The organism is Labedella phragmitis (genome assembly GCF_004078635.1).
GTDB lineage: Bacteria > Actinomycetota > Actinomycetes > Actinomycetales > Microbacteriaceae > Labedella > Labedella phragmitis.
The window spans coordinates 291072-307324 of the sequence record NZ_RZNB01000001.1 but is presented as its reverse complement, the minus strand read 5'-3'; the positions used below and the strand labels follow the sequence as shown (position 1 = coordinate 307324).

Genomic DNA, 16253 nt, shown 5'->3' with positions numbered 1-16253 from the left:
GCTGCCGGTCGGAGGTCACGCGAATCGCAGCGGGTCCATGAAGTCCGTCTCGACGACGCGTTCCTCCTCGGTCACGATGCGGGCGAGGATCTCCCCGATCGCCGTGGCGTGCTTGTAACCGTGACCGGAGCAGCCGCCGGCGAGGACGATCCGCTCGGCGCCCGGGGTGCGCCCCACGACGAACTGCTTGTCGGGACTCTCCGTGATCATGCACGGGGCGACCTCGTATGGCGCTCGTCCGAGCCCGGGAACGGCCCAGTCGAGCACGGCGGCGGAGCCGCCCCAGTCGCGGTCAGGCCGCACCGAGCGCTCGAGGTGGTCGGGATGCACGGCGATCTTCGAGCGCGGATCGTTCGAGAGACCGGCCTTCACGGGGATGTCCCCGATGCTGCCGTGGCCCCAGATCGTGTTCTCCTCGTCGTAGTGGCGGATGAACGCCGGGAACCGGTCGAGTTCGAAGTCCTCCGGCGACTCGGTGGGGCGCCACCAGAGCATCGGCGCGCGATACGCGGTGAGGGTGACGAGGTCCTGCATGATCGACATCCAGGGCCCGGCGGCCAGGACGACCTGACCGACGCGGAAGGTCCGGTCCGCCGTGCCGACGATCACCGTGTCGCCGTCCGGCTCGACCCGGGTCACGGCCGTCCGGTCGTACACCGTCGCTCCCGCCGCAAGCGCCGCGTCGACGGCCGCGACGAGGGCGTCCTCGACGAGGACGTAACCGGACTCCGCGTCCCAAATCCCCTCGTAGTGGTCGGGGAGTGCCGCGTGCTGCGGATACGTCTCCCGCAGTTCTCCGATCGTGCGCCATTCGGCGTCGACCCCCGATTCGGCGAGCGCCGTCGCCGTGTTGCCGAGAGCGCGACCGCCGCGGGGTCCGATGGAGATCGCGCCCGTCTGGTGCAGCAGTTCGGTGCCCGACGTCGCGCCGAGTTCGTACCAGAGGTCGCGCGCCAATCGAGCCACAGGGGTCAGCCCCGGATGCTCATGGCACGCGACCCGGAACAACCGGGTGTGGCCGTGGCTCGAGCCGTAGGGGTGGGCGATGCGGTTCGCCTCGAAGCCGATCACGCTCACTCCTCGACCGGCGAGACGCCAGAGCGCCGAGGCGCCCCAGGAGCCCAGACCGATCACGGCGACATCCGCATCGAGCGCGGTCACGCGGGACCCCCGGCGGTCTCGTCACCGGTGACGCCGTAGACGCGAGCCGCCGTCGCCGCATCGATGCGCTCCTCACGGAGGTCGCGTGCGACGACGTCCTTCGGACGACGCGCCGGGTCGCCGTAACCACCGCCGCCCGCCGTGATGGCGCTGATCGAATCGCCGCGCGACAAGAGCACGACGTCCCCCGTCGGCACCACGACGCCGTTCTTCTCGAGACGAGCGCTCTGCCCCGCCGTCCCTCCGAGAAGCCCCCACGGCCGGGAGAGCATCCGACTCATCCCCACCTCGCACTGGCAGTCGTCGTGCTCGACGCGGACCTGGCGGTGGATCCCCATCCCGCCTCGGTGCTCGCCCTCTCCCCCGGAGCCGTCAATGAGCGAATACCGCTCGACGAAGAGCGGATACTCGCTCTCGAGGGCCTCGACCGGCAGGTTGGACGTGTTCGTCATGTGCGCCTGGACGCCGTCGAGACCGTCGAAGGCGCAACCGGCGCCGTAGCCGCCGCCGATCGTCTCGAGATAGACGTAGTAGCGACCCGTGCGCGGATCCGTGCCGGAGAACTGGGTGCCCGTGACGGCTCCATTCGACGCCGCGATCACGCGCGAGGGAACCGCGTCGGCGAGAGCGCCGTGGACGAGGTCCACGACCCGCTGGCAGAGCTGGATCCGACCGTTCACGGCGGCCGGGGCGACGCAGTTGAGGACCGATCCGAACGGGGCCGACACCGAGATGGCCCGGCCGAGTCCGCCGTTCGCCGGGATGTCGGGTCCGACGACGGTCTTCGCCGCGTAATAGACGGTCGCGAGCAACGCGGTCTCCACCATGTTGATGCTCGCTCGCACTTGCTCAGGGGCCGTGAACTCGAAGTGCAGCTGTTCGTCGCTCACCGTCATGACCACGCTGAGCTGCAGTTGCTCGTCGAGCTCGTTGCAGTCGAAGGTGTCGGAGAACCGATACCGACCGTTCGGCACGTCGCGGATTCCCGCTCGGACCTTGCGCTCCGTGTAGTCGAGCAGCTCTTGACCCGCCGCCTCGATGGTCGCCGGCCCGTACTTCTCGGAGATCTCGCGGAAACGAGCGACGCCGAGACGATTGGCGGCCACCTGGGCGTTGAAGTCGGCGACACGCTCGGCGGGGACCTGCATGTTGGTGAGGATGAGGTCCATGACCTCCGGGACGTACGTCCAGTCGCGCAGGAACCGCACGGGCGGAATCCTCAGGCCCTCCTGGAAGATGTGCTCGTGACCGCGCTCGGCGTAGTCGGAGTGGTGCGCGAGGTTCGTCGCCCACCCCGCGAGAGCCCCCTCGACGAAGATCGGCGTGACGAGCACGATGTCGGGGAGGTGCGTGCCGCCGCCGATGTGCGGGTCGTTGCCCACGAAGGAGTCGCCATCATGGATGTCCTCGAGCGCGTAGCGGTCCGTGATGGCGTTGACGATCCCCATGAGGGACCCGAGGTGCATCGGGATGTGCTCGGCTTGCGCGAGCAGTTCGCCGCCCGCGTTGAAGATCCCGGTGGTGCAGTCGCGGCGCTCCTTGATGTTCGGTGAATAGGAGGTCTTCACGAGCGCCTCGCCCATCTCGTCGCAGATCGACTCGAGGGCGGACCCGATCACCTCCACCTGGACGGGAGTGAGCTCCGGCGCTGTCGCGGTCATGCGGACTGTCCTTTCATGCTGAGAATGCGCTCGTCCGAGGCGGCGGCGATCGGATGGTCCGATCCGCGCGAGGGGCGGGTCACGATCATGAGGTACTCGTCGACCACGGCCTCCTCGCCCGGGAGGACGAAAGCTGTCGTGTCGTACTGCTCGATGACGGCCGGGCCCGTGACGACGTTCCCCGCCCGCAGCTCGTCCCGCGCATACAAGGGCACGGAGACCCTCTCACCGACCTCCGGGAGGTACACGTCCCTCGTGCCGATCACGGCGGCCGACGCGTCCTCACCGACGATGGGCTCTCGGGGGAAGGCGGCTTGCGGAGCATCGCCGATGGCCTCGACGCGGAAGGTGGCCGCTTCGACGCGTTCGGCCGCCGTGCTGTACCCGTAGCGCTTCTCGTGTGCGTCGTGGAACCGGGCGGTGACCAGGGCGATCCACTCCTCGGTGATCTCCTCGACGGGCACCTCGATCCCGATCTCGTAGTTCTGACCGACGTAGCGGACGTCGAGCACCCACCGGAGGCTCCGATCGCTCTCGCCGAGACCTTCGGCGTCGAACCACTCGGTGGCCTGTGCTGACAACGCCTCGAAGGTCGACGAGAAGACGTGCATCTGTTCGGGAGCCACGAGCGTGATGCTGGTCCGGGTGTAATCGCTGCGCAGGTCCGTCATGAGCATGCCGAGCGCGGAGAGCGCCCCCGGCCGCTGGGGGATGATCGTGCGCTCCATCCCGAGCTCCTGCGCGAGCCGAGCGGAGTGGAGGGGCCCTGCGCCTCCGAAGGCGACGAGGGCGTAATCGGCCGGGTCGTAACCGCGCTGCACGGAGATGACCCGGATCGCTCGCGCCATGTTGGCGGTGACGACGCTGATGATCCCCTGCGCGGTGTCGAGCGTCGACATCCCGAGGCGGGCGCCGAGCCGTTCGACCGCCGCGTACGAGAGACTCGCATCGATCGGCATCGCGCCGCCGAGCAGGGATTCCTGGTTGAGGATTCCGAGGACGACGTTGGCGTCGGTCACCGTGGGCTCCGTCGTGCCGCGGCCGTAGCAGGCGGGGCCGGGGTCCGCGCCTGCGCTCTGCGGTCCGACCTTGAGATGGCCGCCGTCGTCGATCCAGGCGATCGAGCCGCCGCCGGCACCGACCGTGTTGATGTCGAGCATCGGGGCGCGCACGGGGCGCCCGTCGAGGTCCATGCCGGTCGCCGAGGTCGGTCGGGCGTCGGTGACGAGGGCGACGTCGGAGGACGTGCCGCCCATGTCGAACGTGATGATGTCATCGATCCCGGACTGTGCCGACAATCGCGCGGCTCCCACCACTCCCGTTGAGGGACCGGAGAGCACCGTCCGCACCGGCATCTTCTCGGCCGTGATGAAGGACATGACGCCGCCGTTGCTCTGGGTCACCTTCGGCTCCACGCGGAGCCCGTCGGCGGCGAGTCCAGCACGCAGGCGGGACAGGTACCCCTCCATCACGGGACCGATGAACGAATTGATTATCACCGTCGACAGGCGCTCGTACTCCCGGAATTCGGGCAGCACCTCGTGCGAGATCGACAGGAAGACACCGGGGAGCTCCTCCTCGAGGACGGCCCGGACGGCGCTCTCATGCGTCGGGTTGAGATAGCTGTAGAGGAAGCACACCGAGACGGCCTCGACGCCCGCGTCGCGCAGGGTCACCGCTGCAGCCCGCACCTCGTCGAGGTCGAGCGGAGTGTCGATCGATCCGTCGTATCGGATGCGCTCTGCCACCTCGATACGGAGATCCCGCGGAGCGAGGGCTGTCGGCTTCTGCGCCTCGAGGTCGTAGAGCTTCGGCCGGCGCTGGCGCCCGAGCTCGAGGAGATCGCGGAATCCCGCGGAGGTGATGAGGCCCGTGCGGGCTCCTCGTCCCTGGAGGAGGGCGTTCGTCGCGACGGTCGTGCCGTGTGCGAAGTAGTCGATCCGGGTCATCGCGTCCCCCGACTCGTCGTCGCCGACGATCCGTGCGATGAGCTCGGCCACTCCGTCACGAACGGCCTGGCCGGGGTCCGCCGGTGTGCTCGAGATCTTGCCGACGACGATCGCCTTGGATTCGTCGTCGTACAGGCAGACGTCCGTGAACGTTCCCCCGGTATCCACACCAACGCGCCAACTCACGTGAACTCCTCCTCGACCCTGCGTCCGTATCCGAACGGTTGCGAGTGAGTCTGGGCGAGGACGAGAGGAGGCGTCCAATACGGATTCTGAGCATCGACATAAGTATCCACTTATGACGCGATTCGGGACGCTGCCGACGGCGGTGCCCGTCACCCGCTCACTCGTCGCCGGGAGGGGTGCCCGCACCGCCCGACGCAGCGCCGCCCATACCCGCGGACTCCTGCTGCTCGACGCTCAGGGCGTAGTCGTTGCTCGGATCGCGGTAGATCGTGTGCACGTGACCCCAGCCCGAGGTCACGACGCCGTCGACGTCCGCGCCCGCCGATCCCTGCTGGGCCGCGAACTCGATGTAGACGTCCGGTCCCGAGATCTGAAACGAGATTCCGTCTCCCTGCGTCATGTCGTACACCGTCGCCCCCGACCAGTTCACGTACGTCTCATCGATGGTCGCCTCGATCGCGGCGAGCGCGTCGGTTGTCGTCTCCTCGTCGGCGAGCCCGACCCAGTTCGCGGCGACCGCGAGGAGGAGCTGCTTCTGCTCGTCGGTGAGGTCGGCCCCTGAGAGCCCTGTCCCCGTGGGGTAATCGCACGTCCCGCCGGGCTCGCACACCATCGCGGCGGCCTCCTCGCCCTGGTAGAGCTGGGCCTTCTGCTCGTCCGACAGGCTGTCGTAGAAGGCGAAGGCCGACTCGTAGATGTCCGAGAACGGCTGAACCTCGTTCCCCGCGGCGTCCGTGTAGACCGCGGGTTGGACCCCGAGGTGGGTCGGAGCGAAGGTGATCTCGTCGGCCGTTCCGTCGAGCGTCGCGTTGATGCCGAGGTGGTGCCCGCCGAACTGCAGCTCCCACGCGCTCGTGCCCGTCGGGTCGCCGAAGAACGCGATGTAGTACTGACCGAGCGACTCCTCCGTGCTCGAACTGTTCTCGAGCAGGTACTCGTCGCCGCCGATGATGCCCGTGACCGTCGCGTATCCCTCGTCACTCAGGAGGGCCTCGAGGACCGCCATGGCCGCTTCCTGCTGCTCCTCCGAGAGGTCCGTGAGGTTGAGACCCGCCCTCTCGACGAAGGTCACCGGGAAGTTCGACCACGACGTCGTCTTGGTCTCATCGTCGTACGCGTAGAGCACCTGCTCACGCTGTTCCTCAGAGAGGGTCGCGAGGAAGGCCTCCGCCGCCGCGGCGGTGCTCGCGATGGTCTCCGCCGTCGTCGAGGGGGTCGTGGTCTCCGACGTCAACGTTGAGATCGAGGCACTCGAGCCGGTGGCAGTCGTCGAGGCAGAGGTCGCGGCGGCCGCACAACCCGACAGGGCAAGGCTGGTCACGAGGAAGGTGGACGTGAGCCAGAGGGCCGGCGAGCGCTTCGCTCGTCGTGGGCGGGGCGAGTCGTGGGAGGGGGTCGTGTTCGTCATGTCCACGACGGTAGGGAGCGACCCTTTTCAGTTCCTATGCGTCCGCTACGCGCGACTGCTGCACGGGGTGAGCAAGCGCCGCGCGGCCGTCGAGCCCTGGCACCGAGGGGCCGAGCTCCCAGCGACGGCGGTTAGGCTGATCGGGATGATGACGCGCTCGACACGGACGGCCCTCCGGCTCGCCACGACCGCGACCCTCGCCGCGGCGGCCGCCTCGCTCCTCACCGGATGCGCAACCGCCGTGTCGCTCGACCCGGCCGACGCGGCGAACGATCCCGACTGCGCCTACGTGAGCGTCGCGCTCCCCCCGACGGTCGCCGACCAGCCGAAGCGCGACACCGACGCCCAGGGCACCGGCGCGTGGGGATCGCCCGCCTCGATCCTTCTCCGCTGCGGCGTCGACGTGCCAGAGCCGACGACCCTCGAGTGCACGACGGTCAATGGCGTCGACTGGATCATCGACGACTCGGATGCACCGAACTACCGCTTCACGACCTACGGCCGCGACCCCGCGATCGAGGTCATCGTCGACTCGGACGTGGTGCACGGCTCGACGGCGCTCGTCGACCTCGAGCCCGCCGTCTCGAACGTGCCCACCGAACCGTTCACCGCGTGCGTCGGCGCCGAGGACCTCGAGATCCCCGACACGACCGACTGACGCGACCCCCGCTCGTCCCGGAGGTAGCGTGATCGGGTGACCCTCCCCACGACCGACACCATCGTCCTGTACCCCGCCGGAACGCTCGTCTCCGAGGCGATCGTCCTCCACCGGCAGTCGCTCACCGACGGGCGGACGGGTCTCGTGCTCGACCGGACCGCCGTGCACCCCGTCGACGCGGCCTGGCCCGATCAGCCCGCCGACCGGGCATCCATCCGTCTCGTCGATGCAGCGGGCGGGGCGACGCCGATCGCTGACACGGTCGTGGGCGCGACCGACGGCAGCGCGCTCTTCGTCGGTTCAGAGGTGCCGGTCAAGAAGGGGACCGACGGATGGGCGTTCGTCGCCGTCCACCTGGTCGCCGACGACACGACGATCTCGGAGGGCGATGCCGTCATCGTCGAGGTCGACCCCGAGTACCGCCGCGCCCTGTCCGCCGGTCACACGGCCTGCCACCTCGCGTCGCTCGCGCTCAACCGCGCGCTCGCGGACGCGTGGCGCAAGGACGTCTCGACGGACGCCGCCGGCGCCCCGAACTTCGACGCGCTCGCGATCGAGACCTCGACGATCGTGCCCGACGGCTCCGTCGACGTGTACCGCATCGGCAAGTCGCTCCGTCGGAAGGGATTCGACCCGGAATCGCTGACCGACCTCGACGACCTCGCACGACGCGTCAACGAGACCGTGACCGTCTGGGTCGACAGCGGGGCGCCCGCTCGGATCGACCGCGTCGGCGAACTCCTCACCGACCGGCGGGAGTGGGTCTGCGAGCTCACCGATGGCCGCATCGCGATCCCCTGCGGCGGAACCCACATCGGCTCGCTCGGGGCGTTTTCCGCGATCGAGGTGCGATTCGAGTCGTCCACGACGGATGGTGCGAGCGTCCTCACGATGACCACGACCGGCATACCAATTCGCTGAAACGTGACGCTTCCTCAGTATCTGAACAGGGTCTATACCGCGGAGATCTCGCTGTCGGAACGGGGCGACGGCACCGCTTCCTCGGCGTAATTTTCCCGCCGTAAGTGGCTCTCGCCGGGGACGGCCACAGGGGGATGTGCTCGAGGGGAGGAGTGGCCATGGACAGCACCGCGTCGCGCCCACTCCATCTCGTGCGCCTCCTCCTCGTCGCGATCGGCACGGCTTTCGGGTTCGTGATCCTCTCCGTCGTCCTCTCGGCGACGAGCGCCTCGGCGAGCGAACGCTCCGGCCTGCTCGACGGCGTCGACGATGTCGTCAGCAGCACCGTCGACACCGTCGGAGAAACCGTCTCGAGCACGACGAAGGCGACGACCACCACCGTCGAGAAGACGGTCGAGAAGGTCGTCGCTCCCACGACGAAGGCCGTCACCGAGACGGTCGAGAAGGTCGTCGAGAAGACCGCTCCCGTAGCGCCGGCCCCCGCGAAGCCCGTGGTCGAGACCGTCGCTCCCGTCGTGACGGGAACGACCGACGCCGTCGACGAGACCACCGAGGCGACCGTCGAGGTCGTCGAGGAGGTCGTCGAGGACGTGGCCGAAACGGCCCCGTCGCCCGTCGCGACCGTCGTCACACCGATCGCCGGCATCGGCGACGAGCTCGTGACGAACCTCCCGATCGGCGGCGATATTGTCACGGGCGTCCTCGGGTCGAATCCCCTCACCGACGGGACCGACGGCACCGTCGACGCGATCGACGACCTCGTCGTCGGGGACGTCCTCGGCAGCATCCGCGAGGTCGTCTCGTCCATCGACGAGGTGACCGACGGCATCGTCGACCCGATCGGTGGAACGATCATCGACTCCGTGGACCCGCTGGTGCCGGGCTTCCCCGGGCTCCCCTGGCTCCCCACATCGCCCGTCTCCGGCGGCACGATCGGTCAGGCGGCCCCGACCGCGGCCCTCGCAGCCGCCGCCGGCGGTGGTCGACTGCTCAAGTCCCCCGCAGCGCTGATGGGCATCGGCCCGGCATCGGCGGTCTCGACGGACCTGACGCGGTCCCCCGACATGTCCTCGACCTCCGTCGAGAACGCCGACAGCCGTTCGACCTCACCGTTCGGAGCCCCCCTCTCGTCGCCCGCCGACGGATCCGCAACCGGATCGGTCGCCCCCGTCGGCGTCTTCTCGAGCGACGCCATCCAGCAGTTCGGTGCTCCGAACGCCGGTGCGTCGTCCTCCGCACGTCCCACCGACGAGGCACTCCCCTCGTCGCTCTCCTCCCGCACTCTCCCCTCCCCCGACTGATCGGGCCCCACCGTCCTCGACGACGGCACGGACCATCGCGCGACTACGCGCACACAACGATCAATCTTTGGAGAAGGAAAAGTGAACATCACCGTGAAGCGGTGCCTCTACGGGGCACTCATGGTCGGCGGGCTCTGGTTCGCCGGGACGACGGCGGCATCGGCCGCCGAGACATCGGGTGACGACGCCGTCGCGTCCGGCACCCAGGCGATCCTCGACGTCGAGGTACCCGTGACGATCGGCGGCAACTCCGTCTCGCTCACCGGCGACTCCTCGAGCGAGGGCTCGACGACCTCGGCACCCGCCGAGGCGCCGGCGAGCGAGCCCGCCACGACGAACGGAGACGACGGCGTCGGCTCCGGCACCCAGGCGCCCGTGACGATCTCCGTCCCGGTCACCATCGGGGGCAACTCGGTCGCCCCCGTCGGCGACGCCGACTCGGCGGACTCGAGCACCGAGGCCCCCGCACCGGCACCCGCCGGGGAGGCTCCGACGACGAGCGGAGACGACGGCATCGCGTCGGGCACCCAGGCGCCCATCGATGTGTCGGCGCCCGTCACCGTCGGCGGCAACTCGGTGTCGCTCCTCGGCGACTCCTCGTCGAGCGACTCCGCCACCACGACGGGAACCGACTCGTCCGCCACGGACGCGTCGGGTGCCACGACATCGGGCGATGACGGCGTGCTCGGCGGCACCCAGGTCATCCCGGGGATCGACGTCCCCGTCACCATCGGCGGCAACTCGGTGTCGCTCCTCGGCGACTCCTCGTCGAGCGACTCCGGAGTCTCGAACGAGACCGGCGGTACGACCGACGGAACCGACGGCCCGACCGACGGCAGCACGACCTCGGGTGACGACGGCATCGCCGGCGGCACGCAGGTCACCCCCGACGTCACACCGCCCGTCACGATCGGCGGCAATGCCGTCTCGATCATCGGCGACTCGGAGACCTCCGACTCCGGCACCACCACCGAGGCCGGCACCACCGGCACCGGCAGTGACTCCAGGTCGACGACCTCGGGTGACGACGGCATCCTCGGCGGCACGCAGATCGACCTCGAAGGTGACGTCCCCGTGATGACCGGCGGAAACGCCGTCTCCGTCATCGGCGACTCGGAGACCTCCGGCTCCGACGTGACCGGCGGCACGACCGATGGAACCGCCGCCCCGACCGACGGCAGCACGACCTCCGGTGACGACGGCATCGCCGGCGGCACACAGGTCACCCCCGACGTCACACTGCCCGTCACGATCGGCGGCAATGCCGTCTCGATCATCGGCGACTCGGAGACCTCCGACTCCGGCACCACCACCGGGGCCGGCACCACCGGCACCGGCGGGAACACGACCTCCGGTGACGACGGCATCGCCGGCGGCACACAGGTCACCCCCGACGTCACACTGCCCGTGACGATCGGCGGCAACGCCGTCTCCGTCATCGGTCACTCCGAGACCTCGGGCTCCGACGTGACGGGTGGCGCGACGGACGGCGACGCCGGATCGGGAGACACCACCTCCGGCGACGACGGGGTCCTCGGCGGCAGCCAGATCTCCCCAGACATCGGCCTCCCCCTCACGATCGGCGGCAACGCCGTCTCGGTGATCGGCGACAGCGAGGCGACCGACCCGACGGTCGTCGTCCCGACCGACCCGACCACGCCCGTCGACCCCACCGACCCGGTGGAGCCGACGGACCCGACCACTCCGGTCGACCCGACGGACCCTGCTGACGGAACCGACGGCACCGACGCGGCCGTCAGTAACGACGGCGCCGTCAGCACCGACGGAGCCGTGAGCCTCGCGGCGGGCGGCCCGTCCGCTCGGGCGGCCGACGATGGTGCGGAAGGCCTCGCCGCGACCGGATCGTCCGGCACGGCCCTCCTCCTCGGCCTGATGAGCCTGCTCATCGCGGCCGGTGTCGGTCTCCTCGCTCGGAGCCGCCACTCCCTCGACATCGAATAGCACGATCTGAGGAACCCCTCCCCCGGACCGGTCGGCATAGACCGGGCCCGGGGCTTCCTCGCGTCCGGAGGTCCGTGCCGATCCGCTCAGTCCTCCGGCGACGCGAGCCCCGCCCGTGTCCGTCAGTGGACGTATTCGAGGAGGTCGGCACCGATCGTCCGCATCCCGTCGATGACGGCGAGACGCGTGGGGAGGTCGGTGTCGGAGAACGACGCCGCGACGGCGTAGGCGACTCCCGCGCGCGGTCCGCGGAGCACGCCGGCCTCCGCGCGTACTCCGGCGTCCGATCCCGTCTTGTTGAAGAGGGTGAGGCCGTGATCGGACTGCAGATGGGCGAGGGGATCCAGCCCGAATGCCGAGGCGACGAGCGAGAGGTCCGCGTTGAGGGACAACCAGCCCACGACGCGGCGGCTCGTCTCGGCGTCGACGACCTCGCCGCGGGCGAGTTCGGAGAAGAGCCACGTGAGCTCCTTCATGGACCCGACGGAGAGCGTGGGCGCGTCGTCGGGCCCGCGGTGGTCGCGCACGAGATCGAGGAGGGCGAGCTTCTTGAGCCCCAGTTGCTCGGTCCGCGCGTGTACGGCGTCGAGCCCGACCGTGCGCACGAGCACGTTCGTCGCGAGATTGTCGCTCGTCGAGCCGATGAGCGCGGCGATGTCCGCGATCGGGAGCGTGGGCACCTGCAGGTGCTGCCACGTCCCCGAGTCACCGACTGCGCCCGTGACGTCGCGGTCGAGCAGGCTGAGCGCCGACATGTCCGGACCGCGGAGCCGTGCGGCCACTTCGACGAGGAGGAGCACCTTCCCGATCGACGCCGTCGGCATCACGACGTAGTCGTCAACCGAGAACAATTCGCGACCGCTCGCGAGATCGATCGCCCTTCCCGAGACCTGCACGCCGTTCCGGGCGAGGAAGCCGAGCGCTTTGAATCCGCGCGCGAACGACTCACCCGACTCGGAGGCCCGGTGGCGCGCCCGACGACGGGCTCGCTGCTGCACTCTGCCGTCCGACGGCGACGAGGAAGGGACCACGGGAATCACTCCAGGTGCGAACGCATGCACACGGCCGAACGCGGTCGGCCGTCGCCAGGGAGAACTGGCGTCCGGCACCATCGCTGGTGACGGGTGGCCGTCGAGTGCGGTTTCGGGGGAGACCGCACCCCCCGGGGTGCCGACCCCGGGTGACGCGACGTCGCGTGGAGATTGGAGAAGAACTTCGGCGGGCGGCTACCAGATGGTGACGCGCTCACTCGGATCGAGCCAGAGGGCATCCGCCTCGACCACGTCAAAAGTACCGTAGAAGACGTCCAGGTTCCTGACAATCTGGTTGCAGCGGAACTCGTTCGGCGAGTGCGGGTCGATCGACAGGAGCCGGATCACCTCGGCGTCGCGGCCCTTCTGCTGCCAGGCCTGCGCCCAGGACAGGAAGAAGCGTTCTCCTCCCGTGAGTCCGTCGACCACGGGCGGCTCAGCGCCCTCGAGAGACAGCACGTATGCCTTCCACGCGATCGAGAGCCCGCCGAGGTCGCCGATGTTCTCACCGATCGTGAGCGCGCCGTTGACGTGGTGGTCGGGGACCTGCGCTGGGGCGAGCGCGTCGTACTGGGCGATGAGGGCGCTCGTGCGCTCCTCGAACGCCTTCTTGTCCTCGGTCGTCCACCAGTCGGTGAGCCGGCCGTCGCCGTCGAACTGCGATCCCTGATCGTCGAAGCCGTGACCGATCTCGTGGCCGATGACCGCTCCGATGGCGCCGTAATTGGCCGCGGCGTCGCGCGTCGGGTCGAAGAACGGGAACTGCAGGATCGCCGCGGGGAACACGATCTCGTTGAAGCCCGGGTTGTAGTACGCGTTGATCGTCTGAGGGGTCATGAACCACTCGTCGCGGTCGAGCGGCTTGCCGATCTTGCCGAGCTCGCGATCGAACTCGAACGCGTTCGTGGCGATGACGTTCGCGACGAGGTCGTCGGCGGACACGGCGAGCGCCGAGTAGTCTCGCCACGTCGCGGGGTAGCCGATCTTCGGCGTGAACTTGTCGAGCTTCTCGAGGGCTCGGACCTTCGTCTCCTCGCCCATCCAGTCGAGTGCCTGGATGGACTGCCGGTAGGCCTCGACGAGGTTCGCGACGAGCTCGTCCATCTGCGTCTTCGACTCGGCCGGGAAGTGGCGCTCGACGTAGACACGGCCGACGGCCTCGCCGAGGGCGCCCTCGACGAAGGAGACGCCGCGCTTCCAGCGCTCGCGGATCTCGGGGGTTCCCGTGATCGTCGTGCCGTAGAAGTCGAAGTTGGTGTTCACGACCTCGTCGTGGAGGTAGGGCGCGAAGCTCCGCAGCACCTGGAACCGCAGCCAGTCGCGCCACGACTCGAGCGAGGCGTCATCGAGGAGCCCGGCGACGCCCGAGACGAAGCTCGGCTGACGCACCACGATCTCCGCGAAGGCGCCGTCGGGGGCGCCGAGGGCGTCGAGCCACCCGGCGAGGTCCGCTCCCGCGGCGAGCGTGCGGGCCTCGTCCCACGTCATGGGGTTGTAGGTCGCGTTGCTGTCGCGGCTGCGCACGTTGTCCCAGTGCTGCGACGCGATCGCGGTCTCGAGGGCGACGATCCGCTCGGCGCTCGCGCTCGCGTCCGGGGCGCCCGCGATCGCCATCATCTTCTCGACGAACGAGCGGTACGCGTCGCGCGTCTCCGCGAACTTCTCCTCGCGGTAGTAGGACTCGTCGGGCAGGCCGATACCGCCCTGCTCCACGAAGACGAGGTAGCGCTCGGGGTTCCCCGGGTCGTTGTCGACGAAGAGCTGGAAGAGGCCGCGCACACCGAGCCGCTCGAGGCGAGCGAGGGTCGGGAGCACGTCGGCGATCGTCGCGACCGAGTCGACCTCGGCGAGAAGCGGAGCGAGCGGCTCGAGGCGCACGGCCTCGATGCGCTCGGTGTCCATGAAACTCGCGAAGACGTCGCCGATCTTCCGCGTCTCCGTGCCCGGCTCGGCGTCCTGCGACTCCATGATGATCTCCCGCACGGCCTTCTCCGCCTCCTCGGCGAGGAGGTGGAAGGATCCCCACCTGGCCTTGTCGGAGGGGATCTCCGTGCGGTCGATCCAGCGGCCGTTCACGTGCCGGAAGAGATCGTCCTGGGGGCGGATGTTCGGGTCGAGTTCGTCGAGATCGATGCCGGATGCGCTCATCGCTCCAGCCTACGCCGCAGGGTCGCCCGGGCGCCGTGCGGCGGTCGCACGTGCATCCGCCGCCGGTACGGTGATCGCGCGGGCGGTTCGCGACCCGCCTCGTTCTTCTCCCCCTGCTCTCCCCCGACGAAACGGACGCCCCATGATCACCATCCACTTGCGCTACGAGATCGACGCCGATCGCCTCGAGGACTTCCGGGAATACGGACGACGGTGGATCGCACTCGTCGAGCGCTTCGGGGGCACCCACCACGGCTACTTCCTGCCGAGCGAGGGCGACAGCGACGAGGCCTTCGCGCTCTTCACGTTCGAGTCGCTCGCGGCGTACGAGAGGTACCGCGAGGACGCGGCCGTCGACCCGGAGTGCCTCGAGGCGTACCGGTTCGCTCAGGAGACGCGATGCATCCGCCGCTACGAGCGGCGGTTCCTCTCCCCCCTCTTCTCCGCGGAGTCGAGCGACACCGAGGCGACGACCGGCCGGTAGCGTGAACGGATGAGCGGATCGGGCGAGCGGAGCGTCACGCGCGGAGTCGATCGGGAGATCATGCGCCTCGCCGTCCCGGCCCTCGGCGCCCTCGTCGCCGAGCCGCTGTTCCTGCTCGCGGATTCCGCCCTCGTCGGTCACCTCGGCGTCGTCCCCCTTGCCGGCCTCGGCATCGCGAGCGTCGTGCTGCAGACCATCATCGGCCTCCTCGTCTTCCTCGCCTACGCGACGACGCCGGCCGTCGCGCGGAGGCTCGGGGCGGGCGACGAACGCGGCGGCGTATCGGTCGGGATCGACGGCATGTGGCTCGCGCTCGGACTCGGCGCCGTCCTCGCGGCGGGCGGCGCGCTGCTCTCGCCGACCCTCGTCGGTTTCTTCCGGCCGGACCCCGCCGTCGCGGAAGCCGCGACGACCTACCTCGCGATCTCGATGGCGGGCCTGCCTGCGATGCTCGTCGTCTTCGCCACGACCGGTCTGCTGCGCGGACTGCAGGACACGCGGACCCCGCTCGTCGTGGCGGTCGCGGGTTTCGGCGCGAACGCGGCCCTCAACGCGGTCCTCATCTACGGCGCCGGGTGGGGCATCGCTGGGTCGGCGGCGGGGACCGTGCTCGCGCAATGGGGCATGGTGGCTGCCTACGTCGTCGTCATCGTCCGTCACGCGCGTCGCACCGGAGCCGTCCTCCGGCCGCAACGCGAGGGCATCCGCACGTCCGCCCTGTCGGGAGGCTGGCTGCTCGTGCGTACGGCGGCGCTGCGAGCGGCCCTCGTGCTCGCGACGGTCGTCGCGACCGGCATCGGGACCGCCGAACTCGCGGGCTTCCACGTCGTCCTCACGGTCTTCTCGACCCTCGCCTTCGCGCTCGACGCGCTCGCGATCGCGGCTCAAGCCCTCGTCGGCAAGGGTCTCGGCGCCGCGGACGTCGACTTCGTCCGATCGGTCCTCCGGCGATGCCTCGTGTGGGGGGTCGGAGGTGGGGCGCTACTCGGTCTCGCCCTCGCGGCCGTGAGCGGGGGCGCCGGTTTCCTCTTCACGGGATCGCCGGAGACGGCGGCGCTCATCGCTCCGAGCCTCGTCGTCCTGGCCGTCGGAACACCGCTCGCCGGGTACGTCTTCGTCCTCGACGGCGTCCTCATCGGTGCCGGTGACGCGCGCTATCTCGCGGTGACGGGCCTCGTGAACCTCGCGGTCTTCGTGCCTCTCGCCATCGCCGCGGGTGCGTGGGGCGGGACCGGCGCCGAGGCGCTCGCCTGGCTGACCGCGGCGTTCGCGATCGGGTACATCGCCGCGCGCGCCGCGACGCTCGGCCTCCGCGCCCGCGGCACCGCCTGGCAGCGCACGGGTCTGTGACATGCCGAGGCCGTGGATGAGCCGGAGGAGGCG

12 protein-coding genes are annotated in these 16253 nt (G+C 69.8%); 6 read left to right on the top strand and 6 right to left on the bottom strand.

The genetic code is table 11. The features are described 5' to 3' along the window. Positions 1-15: 15 nt before the first annotated feature. From solA to ELQ90_RS01540, 4 genes are all read right to left on the bottom strand, one after another. A complete protein-coding gene (solA, locus tag ELQ90_RS01555) occupies positions 16-1161 on the bottom strand; it encodes an N-methyl-L-tryptophan oxidase (RefSeq protein ID WP_128493504.1) in 1146 nt (381 codons plus the stop codon). After that, positions 1158-2822, bottom strand: a complete 1665-nt coding sequence (locus ELQ90_RS01550; RefSeq protein ID WP_128493503.1) for a hydantoinase B/oxoprolinase family protein — start codon at positions 2820-2822, stop codon at positions 1158-1160. The genes solA and ELQ90_RS01550 overlap by 4 nt, the downstream gene beginning before the upstream one ends. After that, on the bottom strand, positions 2819-4957 hold the full coding sequence (locus tag ELQ90_RS01545) for a hydantoinase/oxoprolinase family protein (protein ID WP_128493502.1): 2139 nt from the start codon (positions 4955-4957) through the stop codon (positions 2819-2821). The genes ELQ90_RS01550 and ELQ90_RS01545 overlap by 4 nt, the downstream gene beginning before the upstream one ends. Positions 4958-5114: 157 nt before the next feature. Next, positions 5115-6365: a DUF3500 domain-containing protein gene (locus ELQ90_RS01540; protein ID WP_128493501.1), complete on the bottom strand. Its 1251-nt coding sequence runs from the start codon at positions 6363-6365 to the stop codon at positions 5115-5117. A gap of 145 nt (positions 6366-6510) precedes the next feature. Between ELQ90_RS01540 and ELQ90_RS01535 the strand changes: the two genes are divergently transcribed. The 4 genes from ELQ90_RS01535 (at position 6511) to ELQ90_RS01520 (ending at position 11207) form a co-directional block, all read left to right on the top strand. Beyond that, positions 6511-7023, top strand: coding sequence for a DUF3515 domain-containing protein (locus tag ELQ90_RS01535; protein ID WP_243695953.1), 513 nt, complete (start codon positions 6511-6513; stop codon positions 7021-7023). 36 nt (positions 7024-7059) lie between these two features. After that, positions 7060-7944 (top strand): alanyl-tRNA editing protein, encoded by an 885-nt coding sequence (locus tag ELQ90_RS01530; RefSeq protein WP_128493500.1) that lies wholly within the window; start codon positions 7060-7062, stop codon positions 7942-7944. Positions 7945-8102: 158 nt separating this feature from the next. Beyond that, positions 8103-9245: a hypothetical protein gene (locus ELQ90_RS16500; RefSeq protein ID WP_166408766.1), complete on the top strand. Its 1143-nt coding sequence runs from the start codon at positions 8103-8105 to the stop codon at positions 9243-9245. Between the two features lie 81 nt (positions 9246-9326). Further along, the gene (locus tag ELQ90_RS01520) at positions 9327-11207 is read left to right on the top strand and encodes a beta strand repeat-containing protein (RefSeq protein WP_128493499.1); all 1881 of its coding nucleotides are present in this window, start codon (positions 9327-9329) and stop codon (positions 11205-11207) included. A gap of 122 nt (positions 11208-11329) precedes the next feature. Here ELQ90_RS01520 and ELQ90_RS01515 read toward each other — a convergent pair whose 3' ends face one another. Both ELQ90_RS01515 and ELQ90_RS01510 read right to left on the bottom strand, forming a co-directional pair. Beyond that, entirely contained in the window at positions 11330-12205 is an 876-nt protein-coding gene (locus tag ELQ90_RS01515; protein ID WP_243695952.1) for a serine hydrolase, read from the bottom strand. 228 nt (positions 12206-12433) lie between these two features. After that, positions 12434-14386, bottom strand: coding sequence for a M13 family metallopeptidase (locus ELQ90_RS01510; RefSeq protein ID WP_128493497.1), 1953 nt, complete (start codon positions 14384-14386; stop codon positions 12434-12436). Between the two features lie 142 nt (positions 14387-14528). On the opposite strand from ELQ90_RS01510, the gene ELQ90_RS01505 reads away from it, so the two are divergent. Beyond that, a complete protein-coding gene (locus ELQ90_RS01505) occupies positions 14529-14870 on the top strand; it encodes an NIPSNAP family protein (protein ID WP_128493496.1) in 342 nt (113 codons plus the stop codon). A 9-nt stretch (positions 14871-14879) separates the two neighbouring features. Continuing rightward, positions 14880-16220: an MATE family efflux transporter gene (locus ELQ90_RS01500; RefSeq protein ID WP_128493495.1), complete on the top strand. Its 1341-nt coding sequence runs from the start codon at positions 14880-14882 to the stop codon at positions 16218-16220. Positions 16221-16253: the final 33 nt, after the last annotated feature.